This window comes from Variovorax sp. OAS795, from assembly GCF_040546685.1.
In the GTDB taxonomy this organism is placed as follows: domain Bacteria; phylum Pseudomonadota; class Gammaproteobacteria; order Burkholderiales; family Burkholderiaceae_C; genus Variovorax.
Genome location: NZ_JBEPOH010000001.1, coordinates 2,681,305 through 2,708,266, shown reverse-complemented (window position 1 = coordinate 2,708,266; position 26,962 = coordinate 2,681,305). Strand labels below are relative to the sequence as shown.

Below are 26,962 nucleotides of genomic sequence, written 5' to 3'. Positions count from 1 at the left end.
CCTTCCCACGACCGGGCCGCCTTTCGCACGCGAGGGCGCAGCCTTGCGCAAGTGCGCGAGAAGCAGGCACAGAGGTACGCTCGGCATGCGTTCGCTGGCGTGGGCGTCAGGGCGACCTGGTGAAGACACCGTGCGCGAGGTCCTGCGCGTAGTACTCCATCTGCACGCTGGCGGCCAGGCCCGAAGGGCCGGGCGTGAAGTCGATCTTGGAGACGGACCCCGGCTCCGCGTTTTCGCCCGACAGGTCGATCACGAAAGTGTTGCCGCTCCAGTGGCGCAAGGGGAACGTCCTGATGCCGCCCGGCCCCATCTTCAGCACCATGCCCGCGGCGCCCGCCTCGACCACCGCGTTGCCGTAGTAGCTGTTGGCATAGGTCCCGACGTAGGCGTTGGCGCCCAGGGGCGCCACCGGCTGGGCTGGCGGCGGCTGGCCGGCCAGCGAGCCCTCGGGGGCGTACAGCGGCTGCATCAGGCCCTGGTAGGCAGGGAACCAGTCGCGCGTGACCCTGCCGAACTCGACGAGATCGTCGAAGGCCGCGTTCATCGCTTCCGCGGCGCCCACAGGCGCGGCGTTGGTGACCGTGACGATCGCGACGCCGGCCGATGGAATCATCGAGAAGGCCGTGCCCGCGCCCAGCAGGAAGGCGCCCGAATGCGAGAGCTTCACGCGTCCCGACGGCGAGGTGCCGACATTGAAACCGTAGCCGTAGAAGCTCGCGCGCGTGTTCGAACTGGACGAAGGCGTGGAGACCATCTGCGCACTGATCGCGGGCAGCAAGGCCTCCGGCTTGATGAACGGACGGCCTTCATGGCTGCCGTTCTGGAGCACCATGGCCATCCAGCGCGCCACGTCGTTCACGCTGGCGCTCACGCCGCCGGCGGGCGACTGCGCATCGGGCTGCCGCTGATAGAGCGGCTGGTAGCTTCCATTGCGCATCACGTGCGGCGATGCGCGGTTGCCGCGCTGCATGAAATCGGCGAAGCGCGAGCTCGTGGACGTCATGCCCAGCGGCTGGTAGAGCGTGCGCTCGGAGAGCGTCGCCCAGTCGAGCCCCGACGCCACGGCAGCCGCTTCGGCGCCCGCGGTCAGGCCGAAATTCGTGTAGGCGTAGTGGGTGCGAAAGCCTTCGAGTGGCACATGGCGAAGCCGCTGCAGCACCTCCTGCCGGCCATAGCCCAGGTCTTCGAGTTGATCGCCCACGGACTTCGAAAGCCCCGAGCGATGGGCATAGAAATCGCCGATGGTCGCGTTCCGTCCGATCCAGTCGTCCGAGAGCGTGAAGCCCGGAAGCTTGTCCGCGACCGGCGTGTTCCAGGACACCACGTTCCTGCCCACGAGGCCCGCGACGACGGTCGCACCGATGGACTTGGACATCGATGCGAGCTGGAACACCGTGTCCGCATCGACGGGCTCGGGCGAGCCGATGCGGCGAACGCCGAAGCCCTTGGCGTACACCGTGCGGCCATCCTTCACCACCGCCACGGCCATGCCGGGCACGTTCGAGCGGCGCATCATTTCTTCGGCCAGCTCGTCGATCCTGGCGATGGCCGCGTCGACCTGTCCCGGCGGGATGGTCGTCGCGTAGGTCTGCGCGGGCGAGCCTTCGGCCGAGGGACCGGTGGCGGCGCCCACCGGCAGCACCACGGTGGCGCCATTGCCGCCAGCGCAACCGGACAGCGCGAGGCTCCCGCACGTGAAGGCAATCGACACCATCTTGCGCAGCCTGGCTGCAGGGAGCGGCTTTCCAGGCCCCACGGGATCGTCGGTTCGTGAAAGAGCAATCTTCTTGATGTTCATGGCAATGTGGGATAACAACAACGAAAAGTCTTGGGCTACGGCGATGCGGCGGGCTTGACCAGCGCGTCGAACATCGCCTGCAGGGTCTGGGGCGATTTGCTCCGGCTCTCGGCGCTCCAGCAGCCGCCGATGCGCGGCGGCACCGAGACCTGGAGCAAGGGTTCGCCCTGCGCGCCGGGCGCGCGGATGTCCACCAGCGCCTGGGCTTCGCTGAGCTGCCGGGCGGTGAGCCGCTGCCTTTCGGCGCCCATCTCCTGCTGGTCGCGCGCCAGCTTGGCGATCTGCGCCTGCGCATCGAGCAGCGCATCCTGGCCCTGCAAGTCATAGCGAACGCTGATCTTTGCGACCTTCAGCGTGTCGAGCCTCGCGCGGCTCTGCGGGAAGTCGGCGGCGCCGAAGTCGTGCGTGCCGTCGCGGAAGTCATTGACGAAATCGGCCACGCCCGTGGCACCCGGATAGCGCCGGACCAGCGTGAGGTCGCCGATCTTGATCTCGAGCGATGCCTCGCCGCACTGCGCTGGGCTCCACGCGAGCTGCTCGGTCACCGGAAAGTTGAAGTTGTTGATGACCTTGGCCGCGGCGGCGCACTTGAGCGTGAGCGTGGTGAGGTAGGGCTTCACCGTCGCTTCCGGATTGACGCCGGTCGGCTGCGCGGTGATGGTCAGCTGCAGCGGCGCCACGCGCAGCGCGTCGGCCTTCTGCTTGGCCTCCGCAAGGCGCGCGTCGATGGCCTGCAGTGCCTGGCTCGACTCCAGCTGCCGCTTCTCGCCGTCGGCCGCCCGCTTGCGCTGTGCGACTTCCAGCTGCTGCTGCGACACCATTTGCTCGACGCGCTTGTTGACCGCGCCATTGAGCATGGGCAGGAAGGCCGGCGTCACCGGCAGCGTGTAGCCCCGGGTCTCGACCATGCTGAAGCGCGTGGCATTGCGGTGCAGGAACGGCTTGGCCGCACCGTCGGCAAAGGCCCAGACGGTGCCCTGCGCGCCGAACAGCTGGTCCATGATCTGGGTCATGGAGGTCGCGCTCTGCAGCGGCCACATCACGCCGGTCTCCCAGTCTTTCTGCAGCGCGCAAGAGGCCTGCTGCTCCACGTAGCTCAGCAGCAGGTGCAGCGGGCCGCTCGCGAGTTTCCAGACCACGCCGCTTTCGGGTGTGTCGAATCCGGAACCCTGTTTCAGTTCGCTCATGGCATCGGCCGCCACCCGCAGCTTGGACGACTGCACCGCCGCATCGATGCCGTAGGCGTGGAAGTCGGCCGCCAGCGGCAGCGCCTTGCCGGCGCCGTCGAGCGCCTCGCGCATCACCGCATCGAGGCTGACGTTGTATTGGCGCAGCTGCTGGCGCAGCGCAAGGTCGCGCCGCAGCGTGTCGCGGCCCTGCGGCAGGCTGGTCGATACCTGCTGGAGCGCGCGACCGCCCACGGCGTTGATCGAACTGAACAGCGATGCCGCCTGGCTGCCGGCCACCAGCCCGCCGATGCGCGCCTCGCCCTGCAGCCGCGACAGCGTGCGCGCCAGCAGCAGCCATTGCGGCAGCTCGTCGTCGGGCAAGGCCTCGAACTCGCGCCGCAGCCGGTCGGCCAGCATCGCGTACGGGTCCTGGCCGTTGGCGACGCGCACCAGCGTGGCGCGCCACGCGTCTTCGCCGGCGATCAATTGCTCGCCGGCCGGAAAGCGCGCGGCGAACTGGTACCAGGCGTTGGCGCGCTGCAGCTTGTACCAGGCGTTGAACTGCTCGCGCGCACGCTCGAACTTCGGCCGGTCCTTGACGCTCTCGGCCATGCTGTCGAGAAAGTCGTCGATGGCCCGCTGGCCCGCGGCCGTGAAGGCCACCGGCACGCGCACCTCCGCCAGCTCCGGCGCCAGCTTGGCGTCCATCGGCCCGGCGCCCGCACGGGACAGGGGCTGCCAGAACGACGCCAGCGTGACGTCCTCGCCCAGCAAGGCATCGGCCGGCAGGTCGCGCACCCACGAGAACGGCGGCTGGCTGGCGTAGGCCTGCTGGCTCAGCAGCGCCTGCGAAGAGGCCAGGTGGCTGTCCAGGAAACCGTCGTCGGCAGGATGCCAGGCGATGTAGGACACCTCGAGCCGGGCGAGCCGGCGCACGGTGTCCGCCTTGACACCGTTCGCGGGGTCCGCCGGCAGCAATCCCGGAAGCTCGGTGAGCTGGGCTTGCGAATCGCCCGCCATGCGCCTCTGGATGTGATGGATATAGCGCACCAGGTTATGGATGCGGCCGGCCCGCAGCGCCTGCACCGGCAGCGTGCTCTTGGGGCCGGGCTCCTGGAAGGCGGCATAGCTGCCCCGCTCGACATACTTCTGGAAGTTGGACACGTAGCTGCGCTGCAGGCGCGTCTCGAGCTCGCCGACCTCGCTCGTCGCGACCATCCACTCGGCCACCCAGCGGTCGTTGCGCTTCTCGACGACGGAGAGCGATTCGCTGATGCGCTCCAGCGTGCGGGCATCCTCGTCGAGGTTGCCGACGAACTTCGCGTCCAGCGGGTAGGTGTCGCGCACCAGCGCGATCGTCTCGCGGTTGTGCTCGAACGCGGCCGCCATCAGCAGGGCCGCCGCCAGGCACAGCGCCAGCCACGCGAGCAGGCCCATGTGGCGCGTGGCGCGCCGCCAGCGGTTGACCAGCGCGGCCGGCAGGCTCGCGTTGCGGTCGGTCGGCAGGATGCGGCCGAAGAAGTCGTGCAGGAACAGGCCCACATGCGAGGCGCGGTGCGCCGGCACCGGCGGCAGGTCCGGCAGCAGCGTCGAGACCGCCCCGCCCTCCTGTGCGCCGCTGCTGAAGAACAGGCCGCGCAGGAACGGACTTTCAAAGTACGGGTGGTCGCTGAAGCAGGCGTCCAGGAACAGGCGCAGGCCCGCCTTGATGTTCTCCAGCTCGCTCGGGAACATGAGCAGCGCCGGCGTGGCGCCCGGGGCGCGCGCCGCCAGTTGCAGGCGCAGCAGGCCCAGGCGCTGGCCGATGCGGTTGAACGCGCGGTCGACGAAGCCGCTTTCGCTGTGCGGCACCAGGTAGCCCATCGCGTGATCGAGCGCACCGGGCTCCAGCCGGCCCGACCATTCTTCCCAGCCGTAGATATGGTCGCACTGCGTCACCAGCACGTAGATCGGAAAGCGCTTGTCGAAGAGGCGGATCAGCTGCTCGATGCGCTCGCGCAGCGCACGGCCCTCCTCGGCCAGGCTGTCGCGGTCGGGTTGCTGGAGGCGCCGCACGTCGATCGCCAGCACCAGGCCGTTGATGCCCTCGCGCGGCCGGTAGCGCGCGAGCTGGTCCAGCACCACGCCCCATTCCGCGCGGTCTTCGGCCGAGCCTTCGGACTCCACGTAGCGGCCGGCGCAATCGACCACCACGGCATCGTCGAAGAACCACCAGTCCACATTGGCGGTCTGCTCGATGGGCGCATTGCGGTCGATCTGCTGCAACGGGGAACTGAGCCGCGACCGCGTGAGCGCCGTCGTCTTGCCTGCGCCCGAGCGGCCGACCATCATGTACCAGGGCAGCACGTCGAGCGGGTTGCCGTGCCGGCGCAGCGCCGAGCGCCGCAGCGTGTCCGCGGCCGCCTTCCAGCGCCGCTTGAGCACCGCCTTGGGCGACATGGCTTCGGTGCGCTGGCGCTGCTCGGCCTCCGGCAGCGCGATGGCGCTGCGCGAACGCGCGGCGACCACCAGCCTGCGCGCGAAGCGATAGAAGAAGTAGAGCCCGAGTGCGCCGGACACGATGGCGATCGCGCTCCACCACGGCCAGCCGAGATAGAGCGTGACCGCCCACCCGAACACCGCGAGCAGGAAGAGGACCAGGACCCAGACGATGAACTTGCGCAGCGATTTCATCGGATCAACGGCAAGATCGCGTGGACCTGCTGCCTCAGGATCGAAAAGAAGACCAGGTAAAGGACGAGCAGCGTCAGCACCGAGATCGACAGCACCGCCACGCTCAGGCGCGACGGCATCCAGCGAGACCGGCGCACCGCGGCGCCGCGCGCAGGCTCCGCAGGCTTGGCGCCCGGGAACACCAGCGTCTCGGCCTCGGACACGCCATTGGCGCTGGCATGGGCCAGCACGCGCCGCATCGCGCGCAGCCGGATGTCGGCCAGCTCGCGGGCGTCGCCGCCATGGCCGAACCGGCCCTTGAATCCCAGCGAAAGGCACAGCACGTAGACCTCCGCCACGTCGGCGCGCCCGTCGCCCAGCTCCGCGAGCCGCTGGAAGAAGGCGACGCCCGCATTGGAGACGCCGAAGAACTGCCGCTGCAGCAGCAGGCGCTGCCAGGCTTCGGCGGCCGGCCAGTTGCAGGTGAGCAGCGCTTCGTCGACCCAGGCGGAGACTGCGAACAGCGCGCTGCGCACATCCTCTTCGGAAGCGCCGAGCGCGAGCCCGTCATGCTGCGCGGTGGCAAGCAGGGGCTGCAGGCGGGCGGCGAGCACGGGCGCGTCGTCCGCCGGCGCATCGGCGAACTGGCGCACCACCGCCAGCGCAGGAATGAAGCAGTCGACCAGTCTCATCGCCTATCTCCGCACCACGGCGATCTCGGCGCGCAGATCGGCGGGGGCGTCGATCCAGAACAGCGCCACCAGCCCGTCGCGCGTGATCGACTCCCACTGCCGGCTGATCTGCTCGATGCGGAAGTAGTGCGAGTTCGGGCGCTTGGGCAGGCCCTGCGGCGCCACCGGCAGGTGGATCAGCTCGAGCCCCGGCAGCGCCAGCGACAGCAGCTTGGCCATCTCGCCGGTGGGGCCCAGGCGCGCATCCCGCGTCACGCCTTGCGCAATGGCTTCGCGGCTGGCTTCGCTGTGGATCAGCAGGTAGAAGCGGTTGTGCTCGCTGAACAGCCGCTTGGGAAGCTCGCCGACCTGGAACTGGCCCTCCGGCTTGAGCTGCACGATGAACTCGGCGCCCACGGTGATCTCGTTGAGCATGTAGCTGATGAGCGCATGCGCCCGCGCGAAGCAGCGGCCGATCTGCCGGTGGTCGTAGGGCGGCACGCCGGGCGTCCCGTCGTCGGCCTCGCCGAACATGTTGAAGCGGTCCGAGAACGAGCTCAGCTCGCCCACCAGCTGGCGCAACACGCCATAGACCGCCCACGGGTGCAGGTTGTCGTCCTCGCTCAGGTGCTGCAGCTGCGGGCTGAAGCGGTTCATGGTGCGCAGGCCCAGCAGGAACACGAGGTCGGTCGTATCGAGGCCGCCGAGCTGCATGTCGCCCGCGCGCTTGTAGGCCTGCAGCTGCCGGGCCCGGCCCGCGAGCTCGTCGCGCACGTCGCGGATCTGCTGCTGCAGCGCCTGCGAACCCGACAAGGCGTAGCAAGGCGGCACGAAGTCGTCGACCAGCCGGATCAGGCTGCCGTCGCGCACGAGGCAGGCGATCGGCACCAGTTCGTAGTCCTGCAGGCTCTCGAGCTCGCTCTCGAAGAAGATGCGCGCCACGAACATCAGCGAGCGCACCTGCGCGGGCGGCGCGTTGGAGTAGAGGTCGGGCACTTCCTCTGCCGCGTAGGTGGTCGCATAGCGCGTGGACGCCAGCGCGGCCTCGCTCAGTTCGCCCACCGTGCTCACGTTGGAGTCGGTCGCATGCAGGCGGCGAAGCCCGAGGTAGACCGTCACCGGCCTGTCGCCCTCGACCATGTCCGCGGTGAAGGCCCGTCCCGCGATCACCGCGTTGCCCGGGTACTCGACGTACGAGCGGTCCTGGAACAGCACCCGCGCCGACTGGACCTCGATGCGCATGTTGGCGACGGCCCCACTTGAAAGCGCCAGCTCGCCCACGCCCCAGAAATGCGGCTGCAGGTTCTCCAGCGCCGGCTTGCGCTGGAACTGCTGGTGCAGGTCGGACTGCTGGAAATGCTGCGGCTGCAGGAACATGCCCTGCTGCCAGTAGATGCCGGCTTTTTCGTTCATTTTTTTCAGTGCCTGCTCAGAGTTTGCGGGCCGCCGGATCGGCGTCGCCCGTCTTGGGTGAAAGGTCGATCTCGCGGCCCCCGCCATCGAGCGGAATCCACGCCATGTCCTTCTTGGGCACCGGGTAGGTGTTGAGGCTGCGCGCGTCCACGATCGACTGCGCGCCCAATTGCAGGCGCACCGCGAGCTGCACGGGCTCGGCGCTGTAGGTGGTCGAGAACCAGCCCTTGCTGTCGACCGACAGCGGCACCTCGAAGAGCCGCGCGGTGCCTTCGGCGTCGAGCTGGTAGTAGCCCGCCACGATGCCGACATAGCGGCCCTGCTGCACGCGATCGAGCGCCAGCAGCGTGCGGCGGCCCGGCGACACCACGTAGCGGCTCAGCTGCAGGAAGGCCGGGCCGGCCTGCCCCGTTTCCAGCGCACGGGCCATCTGCTGCGGGTCGGCCACGAGCTTCTGGAACGCGGCCGAGTCGCTCATCTGGAACACCGTGAGCAGCAGTGTGTGCGGCAGGTTCTGGTAGAGGTTGAGATCGGTTGCCGCGGTGATCTCGAGCAGCACGCCGTCCTTGCCGCCGTCCCAGGCGACTTCGGCCCGCGCCTGCTTGACGGTGTTGCCGCCCATGGCCGAATTGGCCGCGGCGCAGCCTTGCAGCAGCACGACGGCAAGCGCGCACAGCGGCAGGCACCAGCGTGCGGAGAGTGGCCAGGCGTAGCTCATCGCGGCGCGCTCCTCATGTTGCGTATGAAACATGGCAGGCGCCGCGCGCGGTGGCGCAAGGCTGCGCGAGCCTCTACCATGGCGGGCACCTTCCGCCTCCGCAGTCCATGCCCCCACACTTCGCCTGCCTTGCCTCCCGCGCCGGGGCCGCCGCGGCTGCCGCCTGCGCGGCGCTGATCGTCGCGGGCTGCGCCCAAAAGCCGCAAAGCCTCCCGCCACCGGCCGCCCAGCCCGAGGTGGCCGCGCGCGCGAGCGCGCCGGAAATCGTCGACCCCGTCACGGTCGCGACCGTGCTCGAGGTCTACCGCACGCAGCCGGTCGAAAGCATCGCGCAGGATCGCTGCGGCGAAGCGATTGCACCGCCCCCGCCCAGGTCGCTGTGGTCGCGCATGTTCTCGTCCGCGCCATCCAGGAACGACGTCGAGATGCCCCCGCCGGTGTTCGTGCCCGAGATCGCCTGCGACAAGGTGGCCGTCCGGCGCTACGACCTCGCGCACTACCGCATCGCCTATCGCTTCGAAGGCGAGCTCTACATGGTCGACCTCGACTACGACCCGGGCAGCGCCGTGCGCGTGGACGGCACGGGACGCGTGCTCGGTCGCGCCGAGCTGCCCTGAACGGGGGGCGCGTTCAGTCGAGCGCGAGCAGCGTTGCCTGGGCATCGTCTTCCTCCGTGTAGGGCATCCACAAGAGCGCCTCGGGCCGGCCGCGCACCCGCGCGTAGTACGAGACGGGGCCCGCGTCGGTGGCGCCCACCGTGTTGCGCAGCGCCCAGCCCGTGAACTCGCGGCCCGCGCTCTCCAGCTTCAGGCCCGACTGCCCATAGGCGATCACGGATTTCTCCGGCAAGCCGCCGCCCGGGCCGGTGGCCTGGAAGTCGATCGACGCGCCCTCGCCCGCCACCGCGAACATCAACCCCGGCCATGCGCCTTCGGCCGGCGCGAGCTCGATCCACTGGCCGAGCTGCTCGTTGCCATGCACCGAGACGCGGTCCGGCTGCAGTCCGTCCGAGGCGCGCGCACGGTGCACGCGCGCGACCACCTTGGCGGCCCAGGCGTCGCCGGCCTCGAACACCAGCGCATCGCGCAGCTGTGCCGGCAACGCCGGACGCTCCGGGCCGGGCGCGCCGGACCAGAGCACCGCGACCGGCAGGTCCGCGCCCAGCGCAGCGCGCAGGCTCGAGGCCATCAGGTTCAAGCCGTAGCGGACCGCCGGGTCGGCCATGGCCTTGTCGTCGGCGGCAACCAGCCAGAACGACGCGCCCTGCGCGACGAAGGCATCGGCCATCGGCCGCCAGTCGAGGGTCACGACCTTCTCGGCCGTGGTCTCCCAGACGCCGCCCGCGGCACGCAGGCCATAGCGCCCGAGCGTGGCGCCCAGCGCGGCCAGGCGTGCGTCGTCGGCCGAAAGCGCGGTGACTGCAATGGTTTTCATGGTTGTGTTGTCTCCGCAGGATCAGCTCAGGATCATCACTTTCGACTGGCTCGGCGCGAGCACCGCGCCCATCGCATTGCCCGCGTTCTGCTTGGTGGGCGTCGAGAGCCGGACGGCGGGATTGCCCTCGAACTTCACCTTGGCGCTGCCGGCGATGAACTCGACCTCGCCCATGATCTTTCCGGACACCACGCCGCCGCTGGCGCCGACCTGGTCGCCGTTGGTCAGCGGAATCTTCGAGGCCTTGGTCAGCGCGGGCATGCCCGAGACCAGCACCTTGGTGGTCGGCGAATCGCCCATGGGCGGCATGCCGATGTTGGGAAAGGGCGTGGGCACCGGCCCCGCGGGCGTGGGCACGTTGCAGATGTCGGGCGTGGCCATGCACTGGCCGCCGGCAAGGGTGACTGCGAACATTTTTTTGCTTCTCCTCAGCCCAGGTCGATGCGCTGGCCGTCGATCTTCACGGTGCCTTCGGCCAGCACCGTGGCCTGGCGCGCATGCAGCTGGGCGTGGCCCTCGACCTCCCAGCGCGTGCGGCCGGCGTGCAGGTCGTCGAGCTCTTCGACCGTGCGGAAACTGCTGCGCGCCTTCTGCACCAGGCGGCCGACCTGCGAACTGAGGTTGCGCGCGAACAGCTGCAACTCGCCGATGACGCCCGTGAAGCTGCCGGCCGACGCGTTCGCGTGGCCGAAGCGAAGGTCGCCGCGAACCGCCTCCAGCGTGAGCTGCGGCGTGCGTGCAGACAGCCCGGCCGAGGCCGCGATCTCGACTTGCCGCCCTTCGATGCGCAGGCTTCCGTCCTGCGCGACGAGCCGGGCGCCACCGGGCAGCTGCACCGTCGCCGCTGCCGCTTCGGCGCGCGAGAGAACGGCCAGGATGTGTTGATGGCAAGGCAGCGTGCGCATGGCGCCTTCACGCGGCTCGGCCGACGGCATGCCGGGCGCGAGGCACAGCAGCACCACGTCGCCGTCTTCAGGCGCCAGCAGGCAGCTGGGCGCGACCTGTGCGCGCTGCTCGCCTTCGCTGCTGTGCACGAACAGCCACGCACCGGCACGGCCGCAGACCGTGCCGGTGATGAGGCGCGGCGCGGACGGCGCGCCGCCGGGCACGAAGGCTGCAAGGGAAGGATCGTTGCTTGACATGGGTGGGCTCTCAGGAAAGGGTGGCCGGCGCCGGGCGCCAGTCTTCGGCGCGCGCGCGTTCGGCATCGGTGCCGTAGCTGCCGCGGCGCACGGCGTCGGTCCAGTTTGTGCCGCGCTCGGCCACGCGATGCAGGTTCGCGCCGCTGAAGTCGGCATGGCTGCAGTCGGCGCCGGAAAGATCGGCGTTGGAGAAGTCGCTGTGGACGAACACGGCACGCGTCATCTGCGCGGCCTGGCAGCGGGCGCCGGAGAAATTCGACCGGGACGCGCGCAGTTGCGTGAGCCGCGCGCCCGCAAGGTCGGCACGCGCGAAGTCCGACATCTCGAAGCTGGCGTCGTCCAGCAACGCGCGCGCCATGCGGGCATCGCCGAAGCGCACGTGCAGGCCGGCAGCGCCGCTGAACACCGCGCCTTCGAGCGTGGCGTGCTGGAACTGGGCCTGTTCCAGCTGCGCCTTCGAAAAGTCGGCGCCGGAAAGATCGGCGCGGTTGAACTGCGCCATGCGCAGCACGCAATTGCCCAGCCGCTGGCCTGCGAGCCTGGCGCCCGCGAGGTAAGCCTGCGTGAGGTCGGTGGCATCGAAGCGCGCGGCGCCCAGCTCGGCATCCATGGCCGTGAAGCGCTGCAGCACGGCGCGGCTGAAGTCGGTGCCTTCGAAACGGCACTGGTGTGCATCGCTTTGCAGCAGCGCGGCATCGGCAAAGTTGGCGGCCGACAGGTCGCACTGGTCGAACATGGCGTGCGTCCACTGCGCGCCCGCGGCATCGGCGCTGCGCAGGCTGCACTCGCTCATCGAGATGCGACTGCCGTGCGCGGTGCGCAGCACGGCGCCTTGCAGGTCGCAGGCCTGCCACTGGGTTGCCGTGAGATTCGCGCCGGCGAGCACGGCGGCGGGCAGGCTGCAGCGCTCGAACACGGCGCCTTCGAGGTTGGCGCCTTCCAGCCGCGCCTTCGCCAGGTCCACGTTGCGCCAATGCACTTTCGAAAGATCGCGCCCGCCGAAGTCGAGGCCGGCCACGCGGGCATCGGCAAGCCGGCGGCCACCCTGCGCGATCGCGGCGAGCGCGGCATCGGCATCCGTGAAGGTCGCTGGTCCGTCCATGCTCATGCCTTCACCGCCTCGGGCCGGCCCGGGATCTGCATCAGCGTGCCTGTGGTTAGCGCGCCCATGGTGTGGGCCTGCACGATGTCGGAGCCGTAGCAGTCGCTGGCATGCAGGTTCGCACCCGCCAGCCGCGCGCCGGCAAGTTGCGCAAGGCGCAGCGAAGCGCCCATCAGGTTGGCACCCGATGCGTCGGCGCCGCCGAGCGCGGCGCGCGAGAAATTCGCGCTCCTGGCGCTGGCGCCCGCCAGCATGAGGCCGGCCGCCTGCGCGCCGCCCAGGTCGGCACGCTCCAGCGAGGCCGACTGCATGGCCGCGCCCTGAAGGTCGACGCCATCGCTCCAGGCCGCGCCATCGAGATGGGCACCGCGCAGGTTCGCGCCCGCGAACACGGTGCCTGCACCGGCCCGCGCGCCACGCAGGTTCGCGCCCGCGAGGTCCGCCTGCCGCGCGTCGGCCTGGTACCACTCCGAGCGCTCGGCATCGACCGAGCCGAGCAACGCCTTGCCGATGCGCGCGAGGTCGAAGCGCGCCGCGGTCAGGGTCGCGCCCTGCAGGTCGGCCGCCTCCAGCGCACATTCGCTGAAGTTCGCGCGCTCGGCCCGCAGCTTTGCACCACGCAGCTTCGACATCTGGCTGCCACTGAAGTCGGTCCGCGCGCACTGGGCCTCCTGCAGGTTGGCGGCCGAGAAATCGCTGCGGCTGAAATCCGCCGCGCCCAGGTTGGCGCCCGTGAGCGTGGCGCCGGCGAGTTGGCTGCCGGCCGCGCGCACCGACTGGAAGCTGGCCTTGGTCGCGTCGGCGCCCGCAAAGCTCGCCCCTTGCAGGATCGCCTTGTCGAAGCGGGTGCCGGCCAGGCGGCTGCGGTCGAAGCGTGTCTTCTCGAGGGTCGCGGCGCTGAAGTCGGCGTTGGGCAGATCGAGATCGCTGAGGTCCAGGCCGTCGAGCTTGAGTCCCGCAAAGCTCCGGCCCTGGGCCTGCCAGGCGATCACTTCCTCGCGGTTGGTGGGCGGATGCGGGGCCGGCGCTGCCGCGGCTGCTGCCGCCGCCGGGCCTGCTGCTGCGGCGGCGCCTGCGGCTGCCGACGCTGCGCCCGCAGCCGACGCAACGACCGGTCCCGCACCACCGGCCGACGCGAGCAGCGCCGAGGCTGCCGGTCCAAGCACCGACGTGGCGGCGGACCCCGCGAGCGATGAAGCTGCCGCGCTGGCAATGCCCTTGGTGTTCGATGCGTGGGCCGGGGCAGCGCTGGCAGCGGCCGGCGGCGAGGCGGTCCGCGACGCGGGAGCCAAGCTGGAAACCGGTGCCGCCAGCGCCGGAAACTGCCGCATCAGTTGCACCGCTTCGTCGCTGGCGCCGCGGCTTTGGAGGTAGTCCGCCACGTCGTTGTGGTCGATGCCGTTCTCGCGCATCAACTGCTCGGTCTGCAAGCGCATCTGCTGCGTCTGTGCCTCGATGTCCGCCAGGCTCACGTCGGCCGGCGCCGTCTCGCCCTGCCGCGATCGGATGTAGCCGTCCACGTCGGCCTGGGTGAGGCCGTTCTGGGCCAGCAGCGCCGCATGCTCCGCCTCCATCTTCTTCGTCATGGCCTCGATCTCGGCCAGCGACACCTCGCGCTGCGGCGGCGGCTGCATCATGGCGTCGATCTGCGAACGCGGGATCCCGTGTTCGGCCAGCAGGCGTTCGGTCTGCGCATTCATCTGCGCGGTCATGCGCTGGATCTCCGCCAGCTGCGGGTCCGCTGAAGGCAGTGCGTCGGCGGCTTGCGGCTTTGGCGCTCGCCCCGGCGGTGCCGAAATGTCCAGGGCGCCGGCTGGCGGTGCCGCGGTGTTCGCGTCGTGCGCCTTCGCGGCGCGGTGATCGGCAGCAGCCTTCACGGCCGCGCTCGCGAGCGCCGAAGCGCCAGCCGAAACCGCTGCATGGCCGACCATGCCCGCAACACTGGCGGACGCGCCAGCGGCAGCGGCCGACGCTGCGGCCGCGGGCATGCCGGCAGCAGCGGCAACGACACCTGCCGCTGCCGCTGCCGGTCCGGCTGCCTTGGCTGCCGCGGCGGCGGCTGCCGCTGCTGCCCCCGCCCCTCCCGGTGCCGGCGTCGGGGCCGGAAGCTGGTCGCGATAGTGGGCTTCAGGCAGCGGCGCATCGCGCATCCGGCTCCCAGTCCGCGACCACGCAGGCAACGTTCTGCGCCTCTTCGTCGTCCACGTCGAGCGTGCCGCGGTACAGCACGGCGCCCAGGCCCAGGCCCGGCATCAGCCAGACCGTCTCGGCACGGGTCTCGATTTCCTTGAACACCGCGTCGGCGCCCTTGCCGCGCAGCGCGAAGCAGCGGCCGCGCAACGCAGGCAGCGCGCTCTCGATGCGTGGCTGCTCAGGATGCAGGTGGCTCAGCTCGATGGCCTCGTTGCCCACGAAGAAGCCGGCCATGCGCTGGTCCGGCGGCGCGCTCTGGAAGTAGCCGCCGGCCGTGTCTTCGGGCAGGTGCGGCCAGGTCTTCTGAAGCCACGGTTTGCCGACGGCGCCCAGATGGCTCTGGCGCTGCGGCGCGCTGCTGTCGACGCCCCAGTAGCCGGCCGGTGCCGGATGGTCGTCCTTGAAGGTGATCGGCTGGCGCGGGTCTTCGACATTGGGCAGCGCCGGCGCGGCCTTGCCGAGCGGATTCACCGCATCGCCCGGCCCGCCGAAGGCGGTGGCCGGCACGATCGGCATGCGCGTGAAAGGCGCGGCGGACGACAGCGTGCCGAGCGCGCTCCAGCGCCGGTCGCCATGCACGATCAAGGGCTTGTCGAGGCTACCCACGCGGGCGCGCACCGCGAGCTCGCCCACCGCTTTCCCGCCCGGCGCACAGGCCTCGCCATACAGCAGGAACTCGGCCTGTGGCTTGGGATAGCCCTCGTCGAGCACCGCCGGCGCGCCGGGCACCTGCGGCAGGCGCTGCCAGAGTTCGGTTTCGGGGCGCAATGCATCGAGGCCCGGCGACGCCAGCGGGAACAGCGCGACCAGGCCCACGCAAAGGCGATCGTGGCCCTGCAGGCGCAGTGCGCGATGCACGACGGCCATGTTGTCGGGTTTGAGGATTTTCATGGACCGTTGTTTTTCATGAGGCGATGCGGGTCCATGCGTCAGCCGAGCTTGATCAGGTTGCTGTTGATGCGGGTCGAGATCGCCTTGAAATCCGCCACGGCCGTGTTCACGCTGAGCGAAATGCCCTGGCTGCTGATCTGCATGCCGACTGTCCCCTGTGTCAACGAAATGAGCTGGTTGTCGATCGTGATTCCGCTGGCCATCGGCGACAGCGCGACCTTCGCTTCGGCCTTGGCCAATGCCGCGCTCTGCTGCTTCACCAAGTCCCTGGCAACCACTTCCAAAGCCCGGTTCGTCGCCAGGGTGGCCTCCAGCGGATCGAGCACGAGCGCGTCGGCATCCAGATCCTTGGCAGTCTTGAGCGCTTGCTCGGCTGCCACCACGCTCGCACCCGCCCCTGTCAACGACAACATCGCCGCATCCAGCCCGGCCTGGGCCGCAAGGCGCTGCGGATTCATCAGCGTCCTGGGCCCGATCTCGATCGTAGGTGCCGCAAGCTGGAGCGATTGCGCATCGGCCACCAGCTTGGAAGCCGATGAGCCGAAGACGCTCTTGTCATCGGCGCCGGAGTACGCCATGCCCACCTGCGTGCCGCTGTCGCGCATGGCGCCAAAGGGCGCATCCATGCTCATCACGTCGCGTCCCCTGAAAATATGCGACCAGGCGTCCAGGTCGATGTAGCCCTCGGCCCACGCTTGGCGCCATGAGGCACGCGAGCCGGCCTTCAACTCGATGCCGCTGGTCGGGCTCATCCGCACTTCGGAGCGAACCAGGGAAGCCGGCACCGGCGGCGCGCTTTCGCCATTGACCGACTGCACGATGCCCGTTTCGCCCAAGGTCATTTCGCTGACCACCTTGAGCTGCTTGATCAGCTTCGCAATCTTTCGCGCATAGACCTGGAAGGCAGCCATCACGGCCACATTGGAGATGGCATCGAAGCCGAACTTCGTGATGATGCCGGGCCATCCCTGCAGGGTCTTGCGATCAGGATTCGAGGGAGCGGCCTGCGCCGCGGCCCTGTTCTTGAACTTGTCGTCGATCGCCTTTTCCTCGCGCCGTCTCCATGCCGCTTTCTCTTCATCGGTCTTGTACTCGGCCGGCGGCTCCTTTTTCTCCAGCGCCGCTTTCTCCTGCTTCTTCAGCTCGGCCTCGTCGGCCGCGAACTTCAGATCGGCGTCGTCCTGCTTGCTCTTGGCGCCCTTCTGGTCGATCGCCTTGTCTTCCAGCAATGCACCGTTGTCGCTGGCGTTCACGGCCATTCCGAACAAGGTGGACTGGGTGAAATTCACTGCCGTGTAGGCCGAGATCAATCCTCTCATCCACTTCAAGGAAGTCTCGAGCTTGATCGCAGACACCTCCGATGCCACCGCGCCAGCGGAGATGGTCGCGGTGCCGCTCGAAGATCCACCGAACGAACGCGAAAGCTTGACGCTGCTCGAATCATCGATCGAGACGTTCATCAGTCCGTCGGACCAGCTCCCCAACTGGCCCAGGTTCGCCTTCCAGGCGACACTGGAGGAGAGGTCGATCCCGATCTTGGTGCCTACCGACACGTCGTTGGTGAAGGCCGCGCTGATGGAGGCCTTGGTGCCCAGGGACAATGCATTCGAGGTCCCGAAGCTCATCGAGTTGCTGTGCCCGAAGGACACCGAGTCCTTGCCCCCGGTGGTCGCCTCGTAGATGCTGCCGCCCCCCTCCGGATGCACCGAGCCGATGCCGATGCTGCTCTTGTGGAACGGAGAGTTGAGCCAGATCACCTCCTTGCCCTTGGTGTCGGCCATGAGCATCTGGTTGCCGCCCTTGGTGCTGATCAGGTTGTCGTGCGGGTTGCGCTGATCGACGACGTTCGGCGTGACCGAGTTGGGCACCGCCCCGAGGATCACCGGCTGGTCCGGATCGCCATCGGCAAAGGACAGCAGCACCTCGGTGCCCTTGTGCAGCGGAAAGTGCATGCCGTGCTCGCTGCCCGCATACGGCGAGGCCATGCGCACCGGCGCGGAGCCTTTGGCCGCACCCTTCTCGGTGCGGTCGAACGGGATCTGGACCTTGTACTGGCCGTGCTCGTCGAGCTCCGCGTACTCGCCCGATCCCTCGGCGTCCACGGTGGCGCTCATGGTGCCTGCGACGCGCGGCTTGGGCGTGCTGCGCGCGGGGCGGAACTGCGTGGCCGCGGGCAGCGCCACGAAGCTGTTGCGATAGGCCGTCTGCCCTTCGCGCTCGTTGAACGGCGTCTTGAGGCCGGCCAGCAGCGCGCCGGCCTGCGAGCCTTCGTGCGTGATCTCGGTGACGAGGTAGCGGCCGTTGAAGTCGTCGCGGTAGTGCTGCGTCAGTTCCATGAAATGACCACTGCGCAGGCCAACCGCCGTAGCTTCGCCGCTGAAGGCGCGGCCACCGCAGCGCAGCTCCTCGGCACGGATCGACGCGTAGCGCTGGCCCTCTTCCTCGGTGCGGAAGTTCTCGCCGTAGAGCATCTCTTCGCCGATGCCGCTGGTCGACACCTCGGCCTGCGCCACCAGCGGCATGCTCGCGCGCCGGTGGTTGTAGTCCTGCAGCACCAGCGTTTTCGGCAGCGGCCGCGTGCGGCACACAAAGCCCTGCACCGAGTCGGGTGCTAGCCCCACGTCGAGCTCGTCGGCCGGCCGGTAGTTCACCGCCACCGCCGCTGGCGGCTGCGCCACCTTGTCGTCGATCAGCACCAGCTTGTCGGCGTCGCCGCCCTGCTCGAAGTAGTAGTAGATGCCTTCGCGTTCCAGCCAGCGCGAGACAAACGCGAGCGGCGTCTCCTGGTACTGGCACACGTAGCTGCGCGGCCGGTACTGGCCCTTGAGCTTGAGCGTGTAGTCGTTGGCGGGGTTGAGCCGGGCTCCCTTCAGGATGCCTTCGACGATCTCGGGGATCGTCTGCTCGTGCAGGTAGACCTCCGAATTGCGGTACAGCGACAGCTGCCACAGGCGCGGCACCAGCACCGCGCGGTAGAAGGTGAAGCCGCCCACCTGGTGCAGCTGGTCGAACTCGGCCAGCATGCCGGCATAGGGCGTGGCCTGCCGGGTGTCGTTGGGTGCGAGGATCTTCAGCAAGGCATTGGCCGCCAGCACGCGCGCCAGGTCGATGCGCGCATCGTCCGAGACCAGCACCAGCTCGAAGCGGTAAGGCCGCGAGATGGCCTCGAAGCCGCTCATGCGGACCACGGCGAAGGTGTCGCTCGGGCAGGCCTGGCTGCTGAACTCGAAGCGGCGGTCGGCGGGAAGGCGTTGGGCGATGGTGCTCATGGCATCAGCCCAACCTGATCAGGTTGGCGACAAAACTCATGCCCACCGGGTCCAGCTTCAGCTCCGTGCTGCCGAGCTTCATGTCGATGCTGGCACTCGCGACACTGAGCGATCCGGATGCATGGGTGAGAGAGGTGGCGGCCGCGTCCACCTGCAGGCCGTTGAGATACTCGGTCGGCGCAGGGAGTTGGGCGCGCTTCAGCTTGATCGAATTCAGCTTGTCGCTCTCTGCCTTCTGGGTATCCGAAGCGGTGTACCAAGCCTCCAGTGCCGAGCTTTTGGCAAGCTCGCTCGATGCATTTTCGTAGGTGGAGAAGAGCCTGTCCGCAACGCGGGTCGCGGCGTCCAGCAACTTCTGCGCTGCGAGCTCCTGGGCCCCCAGAATTGCTGCGCGCGGGTCAGGCACCACGAGTCCGTGGCCGACACTGATCGTTCCCGAGATGAGCGTGGTGGCGTCACCCTTCAGTTCCAGCGAAGACTTCGAGGTCTCCGCACGCACTGTCTTGTTCTGCTCGTCGATCGTGATCAATGCAGGGTTGCCTTGGTCACCGCGGCGCCCCAGTTCGACCGTTGGCGAACTCAGTGACATTGAATTTTTGGCTTCGATGCTTGCCACGCCACGGCTTTGGACCGAAAAACCATCGCTGATTGCTTCGATACCCTTGCCGCTCAGTCGGAACCGAGCGTCCTGATTTCCGCCTTCATCGAATCTCTGGTCGATGCCCTCGTCATTCAAAGTGATGCGGCTAGCGTTCTTGATCTCTTGGATCCTCTCAGCCAGCATCTTCGCGTACAGCTGAAAGCTGAGCAGCGCATTGACATTGACTACTGCATCGACGCCAAACTTGCCCAGCGCGCCTGGCCATCCCATGAGCCCGGTCTCTTGCATGGGATCCTTGCCGCTTTTCTGGTCGTCCGCGTGCTGATTCACGTCCTGAGCGGGCGCGAGGGCGCCCCCGGCCGAGCCGTTCACAGCCATCCCAAAAACAGCGGACTGCGCAAAGTTGGCCGCCGTGAATGCCCCGGCCAGCGTTCGCATGATTTTGAGATGTGTCTGCAGAGACCACATGTCCGCTCTTGCGCCGCGGCTCACACCGGCGCTCAAGGACACCGAGTTCAGCGCTGTGGTGCTCACCGCGTTCTTGAACGTCACCGCATCAGAATCGTCGATCGTCACGTTCTTGCCTACGCTCGCAAACGGCGCGAGATTCATGTTCCACTTGAACTCGTTGGCCATGTTGATGTTCAGGGATGCACCCATGGTCACCTTGTTGGCCAACGAGGCCACCAGGCTCGCCTCGGTGCCCAGCGACAGCAGGTTCTTGCTGCCGAAGTTCATGACGTTCGCATTGCCGAAGGTCACGGTATCGCTGCCGCCCTTGGTGGCCTGGAAGATGTTGCCGACCGGCGTGGGCGATGGCGCAGCCCCCTTCGCAGCCTTGTCGCCGGAAGAAGCCGGCGCCGCGGACGAGCCCAGCACGCTGGCCGCGCAACCGATGAACAACGCCGAGTCCTGGTACGGCGAACGCAGCCAGATGCCTTCATTTCCCCGCGTGTCGTCGAAGCCGATCTCGTTGCCACCCTTGGTCCGGATCATGCTCAGTTGCGGATTCGTCGAATCGACCACACTGCGGTTGTCGGAGTTCGGCACCGCCCCGAGGATCACCGGGCGGTCCGGATCGCCATCGACGAACGACAGCAGCACCTCCGCCCCCTTGTGCAGCGGAAAGTGCATGCCATGGTCGCTGCCGGCATAGGGCGAGGCCATGCGCATCGGCCTCGATCCCTTGGCGGCGCCCTTCTCGGTGCGGTCGAAAGGGATCTGCACCTTGTACTGGCCATAGGCATCGAGCTCGGCGTATTCGCCGCTGCCTTCGGCATCGATGGTGGCATTCATGGTGCCGGACACGCGCGGCTTGGGCGTGGTGCGCGCGGGGCGGAACTGGGTGGCCGCGGGCAGCGCGACGAAGCTGTTGCGATAGCTCGTGGTCTGGCGCTCGCCCTCGTTGAATGGCGTTTTCAAGCCGTCCAGCAGCGCGCCGGCCTGGGAGCCTTCGTGGGTGATCTCGGTGACGAGATAGCGGCCATTGAAGTCGGCGCGATAGTGATGCGACAGCACCATGAAATGGCCGCTGCGCAGGCCCACGGCCGTTGCTTCGCCGCTGAACACGCGCGCGCCGCAGCGCAATTCCTCGGCGCGGATCGTCGCGTAGCGCTGCCCTTCTTCTTCACTGCGGAAGTTCTCTCCATAGAGCATCTCCTCGCCCAGGCCGCTGGCCGACACTTCGGCCTTGACCTCGAGCGGGAGGTTGGCGCGGCGGTGGTTGTAGTCCTGCAGCACCAGCGTGCGGGGCAGCATGCGCGAGCGGCAGACGAAGGCCTGCACCGAGTCGGGCGCCAGGCCCACGTCGAGTTCGTCGGCCGGCCGGTAATTGACGGCCAGGGCCTCTGCCGGCTGCGCCACCTTGTCGTCGAGCAGCACCAGCCGGTCGACGCCGCCGTCCTGCTCGAAGTAGTAGTAGATGCCTTCGCGCTCGAACGAGCGCGAGACGAAGGCGAGCGGCGTTTCCTGGTACTGGCACACATAGCTGTGCGGCCGGTACGTGCCGGTGAGCTTGAGCGTGTAGTCGCGGCTGGCGCTGAACCTCGCGCCGACCAGCAGGCTTTCGACGATCTCCGGAATCGTCTGCTCGTTGAGGTAGACCTCCGAGTTGCGATACAGCGACAGCTGCCACAGGCGCGGCACCAGCACCGCGCGGTAGAAGGTGAAGCCGCCCGCCTGGTGCAGCTGGTCGAACTCGGCCAGCATGCCCGCGTAGGGCGTGGCGCGCGTGTGGTCGTCGGGCGCGAGGATGCGCAGCTGCGCCCCTGAGCCGACCATCTTCGCGAAGTCGATCGCCGCATCGTCCGAGACCAGCACCAGCTCGAAGCGGTACGGCTTCGAGATCGCTTCGACGCCACTCATCCTCACCACGGCAAAGGTGTCGGCCGGGCAGGCGTCGCTGCTGAACTCGAAGCGGCGGTCCGCGGGCAGGCGTTGGGCGACAGTGCTCATGGATGCGGCGTTCGATATCAGGGGGTGGCGTCGCCGGCAAAGCTCACCGCGAACTCACCCTGGGCGTCGACATCGAGGTGCACGACGGCGGCCGGCTCGCCGCTGCCCATGCGCTGCAGGATCTGCTGCGACATCAGCGGCAGCACGTTGCCGCGCAGGATGAAGTCGATGTTGCGCGCGCCGGTCTCCACCTCGGTGCAGCGCGCGGCAATGCGCTCGACCACCGCTTCGGCATAGGTGAAGCGCATCTTGTTGTTGCGCGCGAGCCGCTGCACGATCCGGTCGAGCTTGAGGCGCACGATGCCGCCCAGCGCCTGCGCATCGAGCGTCACGTAGGGCACGATGGTCATGCGCGCCAGCAGCGCCGGCTTGAAGTGGTTCGACAGCAGCGGCCGTATGGCGCCGGCGAGCACGGCCGCATCGGGCTTCTCGCCGCCCTGCGTCATCTCGGTGATCACGTCGGTCGCCAGGTTCGAGGTCAGAAAGATCACCGTGTTGGCAAAGTCGATTTCCTTGCCCTCGCCGTCGGACAGCATGCCCTTGTCGAACACCTGGTAGAACAGGTTCAGCACGTCCAGGTGGGCCTTCTCGACCTCGTCGAGCAGCACCACGGAATACGGGCGCTGGCGCACGGCCTCGGTCAGCAGGCCGCCTTCGCCGTAGCCCACGTAGCCGGGCGGCGAGCCGATCAGGCGGCTCACGTTGTGGCGCTCCTGGAACTCGCTCATGTTCACCACCACGGTGGATTTCTCGTCGCCGAACAGCAGGTCGGCCACGGCCAGCGCGGTCTCGGTCTTGCCGACTCCCGAAGGGCCGACGAGCAGGAAGACGCCCAGCGGCTGGCGCGGATCGTTGAGGCCCGAGCTCGCGGTCTTCACGATCTCGGCCACCTGGTCGAGCGCGGCGTCCTGGCCGCGGATGCGGCGCTTGAGCGCATCGGCCAGCCCGAGCGCGGTGCTCGCCTGGTCGCGCTGCATCTTGCCGACGGGCACGCCGGTCCAGTCCGACACCACCTTGGCCACCACGTCGGGATCGACGTCGATGCGCACCAGCGCTTCGCTTCCCTGTGCCTCGGCAAAGGCGCGCTCGGCCTGCAGCAGCGTGTCTTCCAGCGCCATCAGCGCGGGCGAACCCGCGTTGGCACCGGCTTCGCCGCGCGCCGTGCCGTAGGCGCCGCGCGCCTCCAGAAGAACCTGGGCTGCGTCGCGCTGCGCCTGCCATCGCGCGCGAAGATCGTCGGCCTGGGTGGCGAGCGTGTCCAGCAGCGTGTCGATGTCGGTGAAGCGCTGCGGCTCGATGGCCTGGCGGTTGTCCACATCCTGGCGCAGGCCCCGCTTCTCGCGTTCGAGCGCCTGCATGCGGCGCTCGGTGTCCTCGAGCAGGTCGGGCTTGGCGTTCTTCAGCACCTTGACGCGCGCGCAGGCGGTGTCGAGCAGGTCGACCGCCTTGTCGGGCAGCTGCCGGCCGCTGATGTAGCGGCTCGACAGCTCGGCGGCGGCAACGATCGCGTCGTCGCGGATCGCGACCTGGTGCACTTCCTGGTAGCGGTCGCGCAGGCCGCGCAGAATCTGCACCGCGGTCGCCACGTCGGGCTCGTCGAGCTTCACGAGCTGGAAGCGGCGCGCCAGCGCGGCGTCTTTTTCGAAGTACTTCTTGTACTCGGCCCAGGTGGTGGCGGCGATGGTGCGCAGCTCCCCGCGCGCCAATGCCGGCTTGAGCAGGTTGGCCGCATCGGAGGTGCCGGCCTGGCCGCCGGCGCCGATCAGCGTGTGGGCCTCGTCGATGAACAGGATGATCGGCGTCGCCGAGGCCTTCACTTCCTCGATCACGCCCTTGAGCCGGTTCTCGAACTCGCCCTTGACGCTGGCGCCGGCCTGCAGCATGCCCATGTCCAGGCCCAGCAGGGTCACGTCCTTGAGCATGTCGGGCACGTCGCCCTCGACGATGCGCAGCGCCAAGCCCTCGACCACCGCGGTCTTGCCGACGCCCGGATCGCCGACGCAGATGGGATTGTTCTTGCGGCGCCGCGCCAGGATGTCGACCATCTGGCGGATCTCCGCATCGCGGCCGAACACCGGGTCGATCTTGCCGCTGCGCGCCTTCCCGGTGAAGTTCTCGCAGTACTTCGCGATGGCTCCGCCGGGGGCTCCGCCTGCCTGCGCGCCCTCGCCGCCGCCGCCACCGAGCGCCGCGGCGGGGTGGCCTTCGATCGACCCCGCGCACACGGTGGGAAACTGCGACAGCAGCGTTTCCTTGACCAGCGGCGAGAGCAGCGGACCGATGCTGCCGCCCGCATAGAAGCTGGCGCGCGCCACCAGCGCCACCAGCACCGCGCCCGATCGGATCAGCGACTGCCCGAGATCGACGGAACCCAAAAGCCAGGCGTCCTGCAGCAGCTCGAGCAGCAGCGGAGAGAAGGCCGGCCGGCCGGCGTTGCCCGTGCGCATGTCTTCCAGCACGCGGTCCACGCCCTGGCGCAGCACCACCGCCTCGACGCCGTTCTGGCGCAGCAGCAGCGGCAGGTCGGCCTGCGGCTCGTCGAGCAGCCGGTGCAGCAGGTGCTCGACCGTGATCTCGTAGTGCCCGCGCGAAACGCACAGCCCGACGGCGTTCTCCAGCGATTCCTTGCAATAGCCGTCGAGGCGGCCGACGAGAGGCTTGAGGTCAACCAGCAGCATGGGAATTCCTTGTGGGCGAAACGAGTTGCGGCGCAAGCCGGAAGCGGGCGGGCGATGCGCCCATGGCCTGTTCGCCAGAGAGCCAGGTGTCCAGGCCCAGGCGCGACCATGCGGCGGCGCCGGTGCAGGCACCGCGGCCTTCGCCTTTGGCAAGGCGCAGTTCGACGGAGACCTGCAGCGGCCGGGTGAGATAGAAGCGCACGAGAAACTGCAGCGTCCGGTGCCCGTCCGCGCCGGGCAGCAGCTGCTGGAACAGGGCCTCGGGCAGTTCGCCGATCACGATGTGCAGCAGGTTGTCGCTGTCTTCGACCTGCGTGCCCAGCGGGCAATCCTCGCCGAGCACGTTGGCCTGCAGCCCGAGCCGCAGGCGCTGGTCCTGGGGAATCGGCACCCACTGCGGCTCGCACGACTCGACCTCGATGGTGGCGGGCGCGAACGCATCGGCCAGCAGCGTGCGCAGGCCCATCGCCGAGCGGGTGCGCTGCGCAAAGAGATTGAGGTAGCGCAGCAGCCCGTTGGCGCCCGGGAGGCTGTCGCGCTGCTGCGCGGAGCCCAGGCCGGCAAAGGCATACAGCATGTCCAGCGCGTCGGGATCGCCCTCTTCCACCGCGCGCAACTGGAGGCGGTACTTGCGCCATGCCTCGAACAGCTGCGGATAGAGCGCGCCATGAAGAATGTCGAGGAACTCGCGCCGGGCATGCCGCCCTTCGCGGTGGTCGTCGATCAGGTCTTCGGTGTAGAAGGTCGGCAGCGGCGACGACACGCCGTACAGCCCGAAGAAGTTGGCCGTGACGCGGTAGGTATCTCCCGTGGCGTGGGCGCCCTCGCCGCCTTCGGTGGTCTCGGGTGCCGGCAGCCGCTCGATGGCGTCGATGTCGGTGTCCGGAAAACCCAGGCTCAGGTTCGGCCGCACGCGGATGCGCGAGGCGCCCGCGCGCCGCATCAGCCGGATGGCCTGGAAATAGGAATACCGGGTGCCGCGGGCCAGCAGGTCGTCGCTCAGAGAAGGCATTGCCGCCCCAATCTCGCGGGCCACTCGAAGACCGCGCCGGTGTCGGCGTCCTTCAGCTCCAGCCGCGTGTAGGCGTTGATGGCGGCGTAGTCGCCCAGGAAGCGTTCGATCACGCAGCCGAACACATAGAGGCCGCCCAGGCTCGCGAAGTGGCTGCTGCGGCAAAGCAGGCGCAGGCGCTGGCCGCTGAGCATGCGGCGTCCGATCAGGCGCGTTTCGGGCTCCGCCTCGAGCGACTCGATGCCCGCGATGCGGTGGCGGTTGGCGATCTCGCGGCCATGGTCCTGGCGCTCCGAGAACACATACAGGTCCAGCATCATCTTGAGGTTGGCCGCATCGGCCAGCGACAGGAAGTTCAGCGAGATGTGCGAGATCATCCGCCACAGCAGGTGCTCGTCGGCCGGCGGATTGAGCTGCGGCGTCACCGCGCGGATGTTGCGAAAGCCCAGCCGCTCCGGCGAGCTGCTGGTGGGCTGGCTGATGTCGCCGAGCTTGAGGCTCTCGGGCAACTCGGCATTGGTGCAGGTGAGCGTGATCGACAAGGTCTCGGACTTGAGCGCCTGCTGCCGCGGCGTGGCGATGGAGAGGAACAGGTCCTGCCCACGGCCCACGGTGGCGGCCCGGCGCGACAGGCTGTAGCTCGCCTGTTCGCGCGCCGCCTGGCCCGTGCGCACCGGCAAGGCGGCCATGCCGAAGGGCGTGTAGAAGCGCTCTTCGCTCTCGCCCTGCGTGTAGCCGCAGACGCGGTCGACCGAGAAGATCTGGTAGTGGCCCTTCTTCTCGTTCTCCGGGCGCACCCGGTATTCGCTCGTGAGATGCTCGTTCTGGATCGGCTCGGCCGCGTGCTGGAACAGGTTGAGCGCCGGCACCACGTTCAGCAGCAGGCTGTGCTCGCGCAGCTCGGGCGCCCATTCGGGAAGGTCCGTGAGCGTGAGCCAGACGCTGAACTGCATGCCGCTGCGGCCGGTGCGCCAGCGGTCCAGGCCGCCGAGCTCCACGAACAGCAGCTTCTCGGGCAGCGCGAAGTATTCCTGGATGATGCGAAAGCCGGGGAACGCGTGTTCGGGGTAGGCCAGCATCTCGTGGTCGAAACCCGCGCAGCGCAGCGCCTGGGGGCCGAGCGCGAAGCGCGCGCCGGACTGCTGCGGGCCACCGGCCACCACCTCGACCTGCGCGACCTTCGTCATCAGCAGCATCAGCAGGTTGCTCGCCTCGGCATAGCCGGCGCCCAGGAACAGGCGGACCGACGCGGCCTGCCACTGCGAAAGGTCGATGCCCTGCAGCCCGAAGTCCATGCGCAGCGCGGGTGCGCGGCCGGCATGCTGCACCAGCTCGAAGCCGCGCAAGGCGAGCGGTTCGACCTGCAGCGCATGGCTGGTGCGAAAGCGGCAGCGCGTGCCGTCGATGGGCAACGATGCAAGCTCCACGCCCGCGGGCACGTGCATCGGCTCCGAGAGCATGCCCTTGGGCTCGAAGGCGACCAGCGTCGATGCCGGCACCGGCCGCAGGTAATGGGGAAAGAGCTGGGTCGCGAGCTCCTGCAGCAGCTCGGGAAATTCGTCGTCGAGTTTCTGCCGCGTGAGGCCATTGAGAAAAGCCACGCCTTCGAGCAGCCGTTCGACATCCGGATCGCTCGACGGTTCGGCCAGCATCGGCGCCAGCGCCGGATTGCCGCGCGCAAACTCCACCGACAGCTCGCGCAATTGCTGCAGCTGATCCTGGTAGTAGCGAAGGAAGTTGGCTTTGCTCATGAAGACGGAATTGG

Annotated in this window: 17 protein-coding genes; 1 reads left to right on the top strand and 16 read right to left on the bottom strand. The window is 68.6% G+C overall.

What is annotated here, in order from left to right; translation table 11 throughout:
• Window positions 1-106: 106 nt before the first annotated feature.
• Genes ABID97_RS13020 through tssJ form a run of 5 tightly spaced genes read right to left on the bottom strand, consistent with a single transcriptional unit; the run spans window position 107 to window position 8,421 of the window.
• Window positions 107-1,798 carry a serine hydrolase gene (locus ABID97_RS13020; RefSeq protein ID WP_354398884.1) on the bottom strand — a complete coding sequence of 564 codons (1,692 nt, stop codon included), beginning with the start codon at window positions 1,796-1,798 and terminating at the stop codon, window positions 107-109.
• A gap of 35 nt (window positions 1,799-1,833) precedes the next feature.
• Window positions 1,834-5,640, bottom strand: a complete 3,807-nt coding sequence (locus ABID97_RS13015) for a type VI secretion protein IcmF/TssM N-terminal domain-containing protein (protein ID WP_354398883.1) — start codon at window positions 5,638-5,640, stop codon at window positions 1,834-1,836.
• Window positions 5,637-6,311, bottom strand: a complete 675-nt coding sequence (locus ABID97_RS13010; protein ID WP_354398882.1) for a DotU family type IV/VI secretion system protein — start codon at window positions 6,309-6,311, stop codon at window positions 5,637-5,639. The genes ABID97_RS13015 and ABID97_RS13010 overlap by 4 nt, the downstream gene beginning before the upstream one ends.
• Window positions 6,312-6,314: 3 nt before the next feature.
• The gene (gene tssK / locus ABID97_RS13005; protein WP_354398881.1) at window positions 6,315-7,703 is read right to left on the bottom strand and encodes a type VI secretion system baseplate subunit TssK; all 1,389 of its coding nucleotides are present in this window, start codon (window positions 7,701-7,703) and stop codon (window positions 6,315-6,317) included.
• A 16-nt stretch (window positions 7,704-7,719) separates the two neighbouring features.
• On the bottom strand, window positions 7,720-8,421 hold the full coding sequence (gene tssJ / locus ABID97_RS13000) for a type VI secretion system lipoprotein TssJ (protein WP_354398880.1): 702 nt from the start codon (window positions 8,419-8,421) through the stop codon (window positions 7,720-7,722).
• Window positions 8,422-8,528: 107 nt separating this feature from the next.
• Between tssJ and ABID97_RS12995 the strand changes: the two genes are divergently transcribed.
• A complete protein-coding gene (locus ABID97_RS12995; RefSeq protein WP_354398879.1) occupies window positions 8,529-9,038 on the top strand; it encodes a hypothetical protein in 510 nt (169 codons plus the stop codon).
• Between the two features lie 13 nt (window positions 9,039-9,051).
• Here the strand turns inward: ABID97_RS12995 and ABID97_RS12990 are convergent, their stop codons facing one another.
• Genes ABID97_RS12990 through tssF form a run of 11 tightly spaced genes read right to left on the bottom strand, consistent with a single transcriptional unit; the run spans window position 9,052 to window position 26,948 of the window.
• Window positions 9,052-9,855 carry a hypothetical protein gene (locus tag ABID97_RS12990; RefSeq protein ID WP_354398878.1) on the bottom strand — a complete coding sequence of 268 codons (804 nt, stop codon included), beginning with the start codon at window positions 9,853-9,855 and terminating at the stop codon, window positions 9,052-9,054.
• Window positions 9,856-9,876: 21 nt separating this feature from the next.
• On the bottom strand, window positions 9,877-10,269 hold the full coding sequence (locus ABID97_RS12985; protein ID WP_354398877.1) for a DUF4150 domain-containing protein: 393 nt from the start codon (window positions 10,267-10,269) through the stop codon (window positions 9,877-9,879).
• Window positions 10,270-10,283: 14 nt separating this feature from the next.
• Window positions 10,284-10,997, bottom strand: coding sequence for a DUF3540 domain-containing protein (locus tag ABID97_RS12980; protein WP_354398876.1), 714 nt, complete (start codon window positions 10,995-10,997; stop codon window positions 10,284-10,286).
• Window positions 10,998-11,007: 10 nt separating this feature from the next.
• The gene (locus tag ABID97_RS12975) at window positions 11,008-12,105 is read right to left on the bottom strand and encodes a pentapeptide repeat-containing protein (protein ID WP_354398875.1); all 1,098 of its coding nucleotides are present in this window, start codon (window positions 12,103-12,105) and stop codon (window positions 11,008-11,010) included.
• Window positions 12,102-14,249, bottom strand: coding sequence for a pentapeptide repeat-containing protein (locus ABID97_RS12970; protein WP_354398874.1), 2,148 nt, complete (start codon window positions 14,247-14,249; stop codon window positions 12,102-12,104). Before ABID97_RS12970 ends, ABID97_RS12975 begins: the two co-directional genes overlap by 4 nt.
• Window positions 14,227-15,183, bottom strand: coding sequence for a DUF2169 family type VI secretion system accessory protein (locus ABID97_RS12965; protein ID WP_354398873.1), 957 nt, complete (start codon window positions 15,181-15,183; stop codon window positions 14,227-14,229). Before ABID97_RS12965 ends, ABID97_RS12970 begins: the two co-directional genes overlap by 23 nt.
• 38 nt (window positions 15,184-15,221) lie before the next feature.
• Entirely contained in the window at window positions 15,222-18,452 is a 3,231-nt protein-coding gene (gene tssI / locus ABID97_RS12960; protein WP_354398872.1) for a type VI secretion system tip protein TssI/VgrG, read from the bottom strand.
• Window positions 18,453-18,456: 4 nt separating this feature from the next.
• On the bottom strand, window positions 18,457-21,507 hold the full coding sequence (locus ABID97_RS12955; RefSeq protein ID WP_354398871.1) for a type VI secretion system Vgr family protein: 3,051 nt from the start codon (window positions 21,505-21,507) through the stop codon (window positions 18,457-18,459).
• A 17-nt stretch (window positions 21,508-21,524) separates the two neighbouring features.
• A complete protein-coding gene (gene tssH, locus ABID97_RS12950) occupies window positions 21,525-24,185 on the bottom strand; it encodes a type VI secretion system ATPase TssH (protein WP_354398870.1) in 2,661 nt (886 codons plus the stop codon).
• The gene (tssG, locus tag ABID97_RS12945; RefSeq protein ID WP_354398869.1) at window positions 24,172-25,197 is read right to left on the bottom strand and encodes a type VI secretion system baseplate subunit TssG; all 1,026 of its coding nucleotides are present in this window, start codon (window positions 25,195-25,197) and stop codon (window positions 24,172-24,174) included. Before tssG ends, tssH begins: the two co-directional genes overlap by 14 nt.
• Entirely contained in the window at window positions 25,185-26,948 is a 1,764-nt protein-coding gene (gene tssF, locus ABID97_RS12940; protein ID WP_354398868.1) for a type VI secretion system baseplate subunit TssF, read from the bottom strand. Before tssF ends, tssG begins: the two co-directional genes overlap by 13 nt.
• Window positions 26,949-26,962 lie beyond the last annotated feature (14 nt).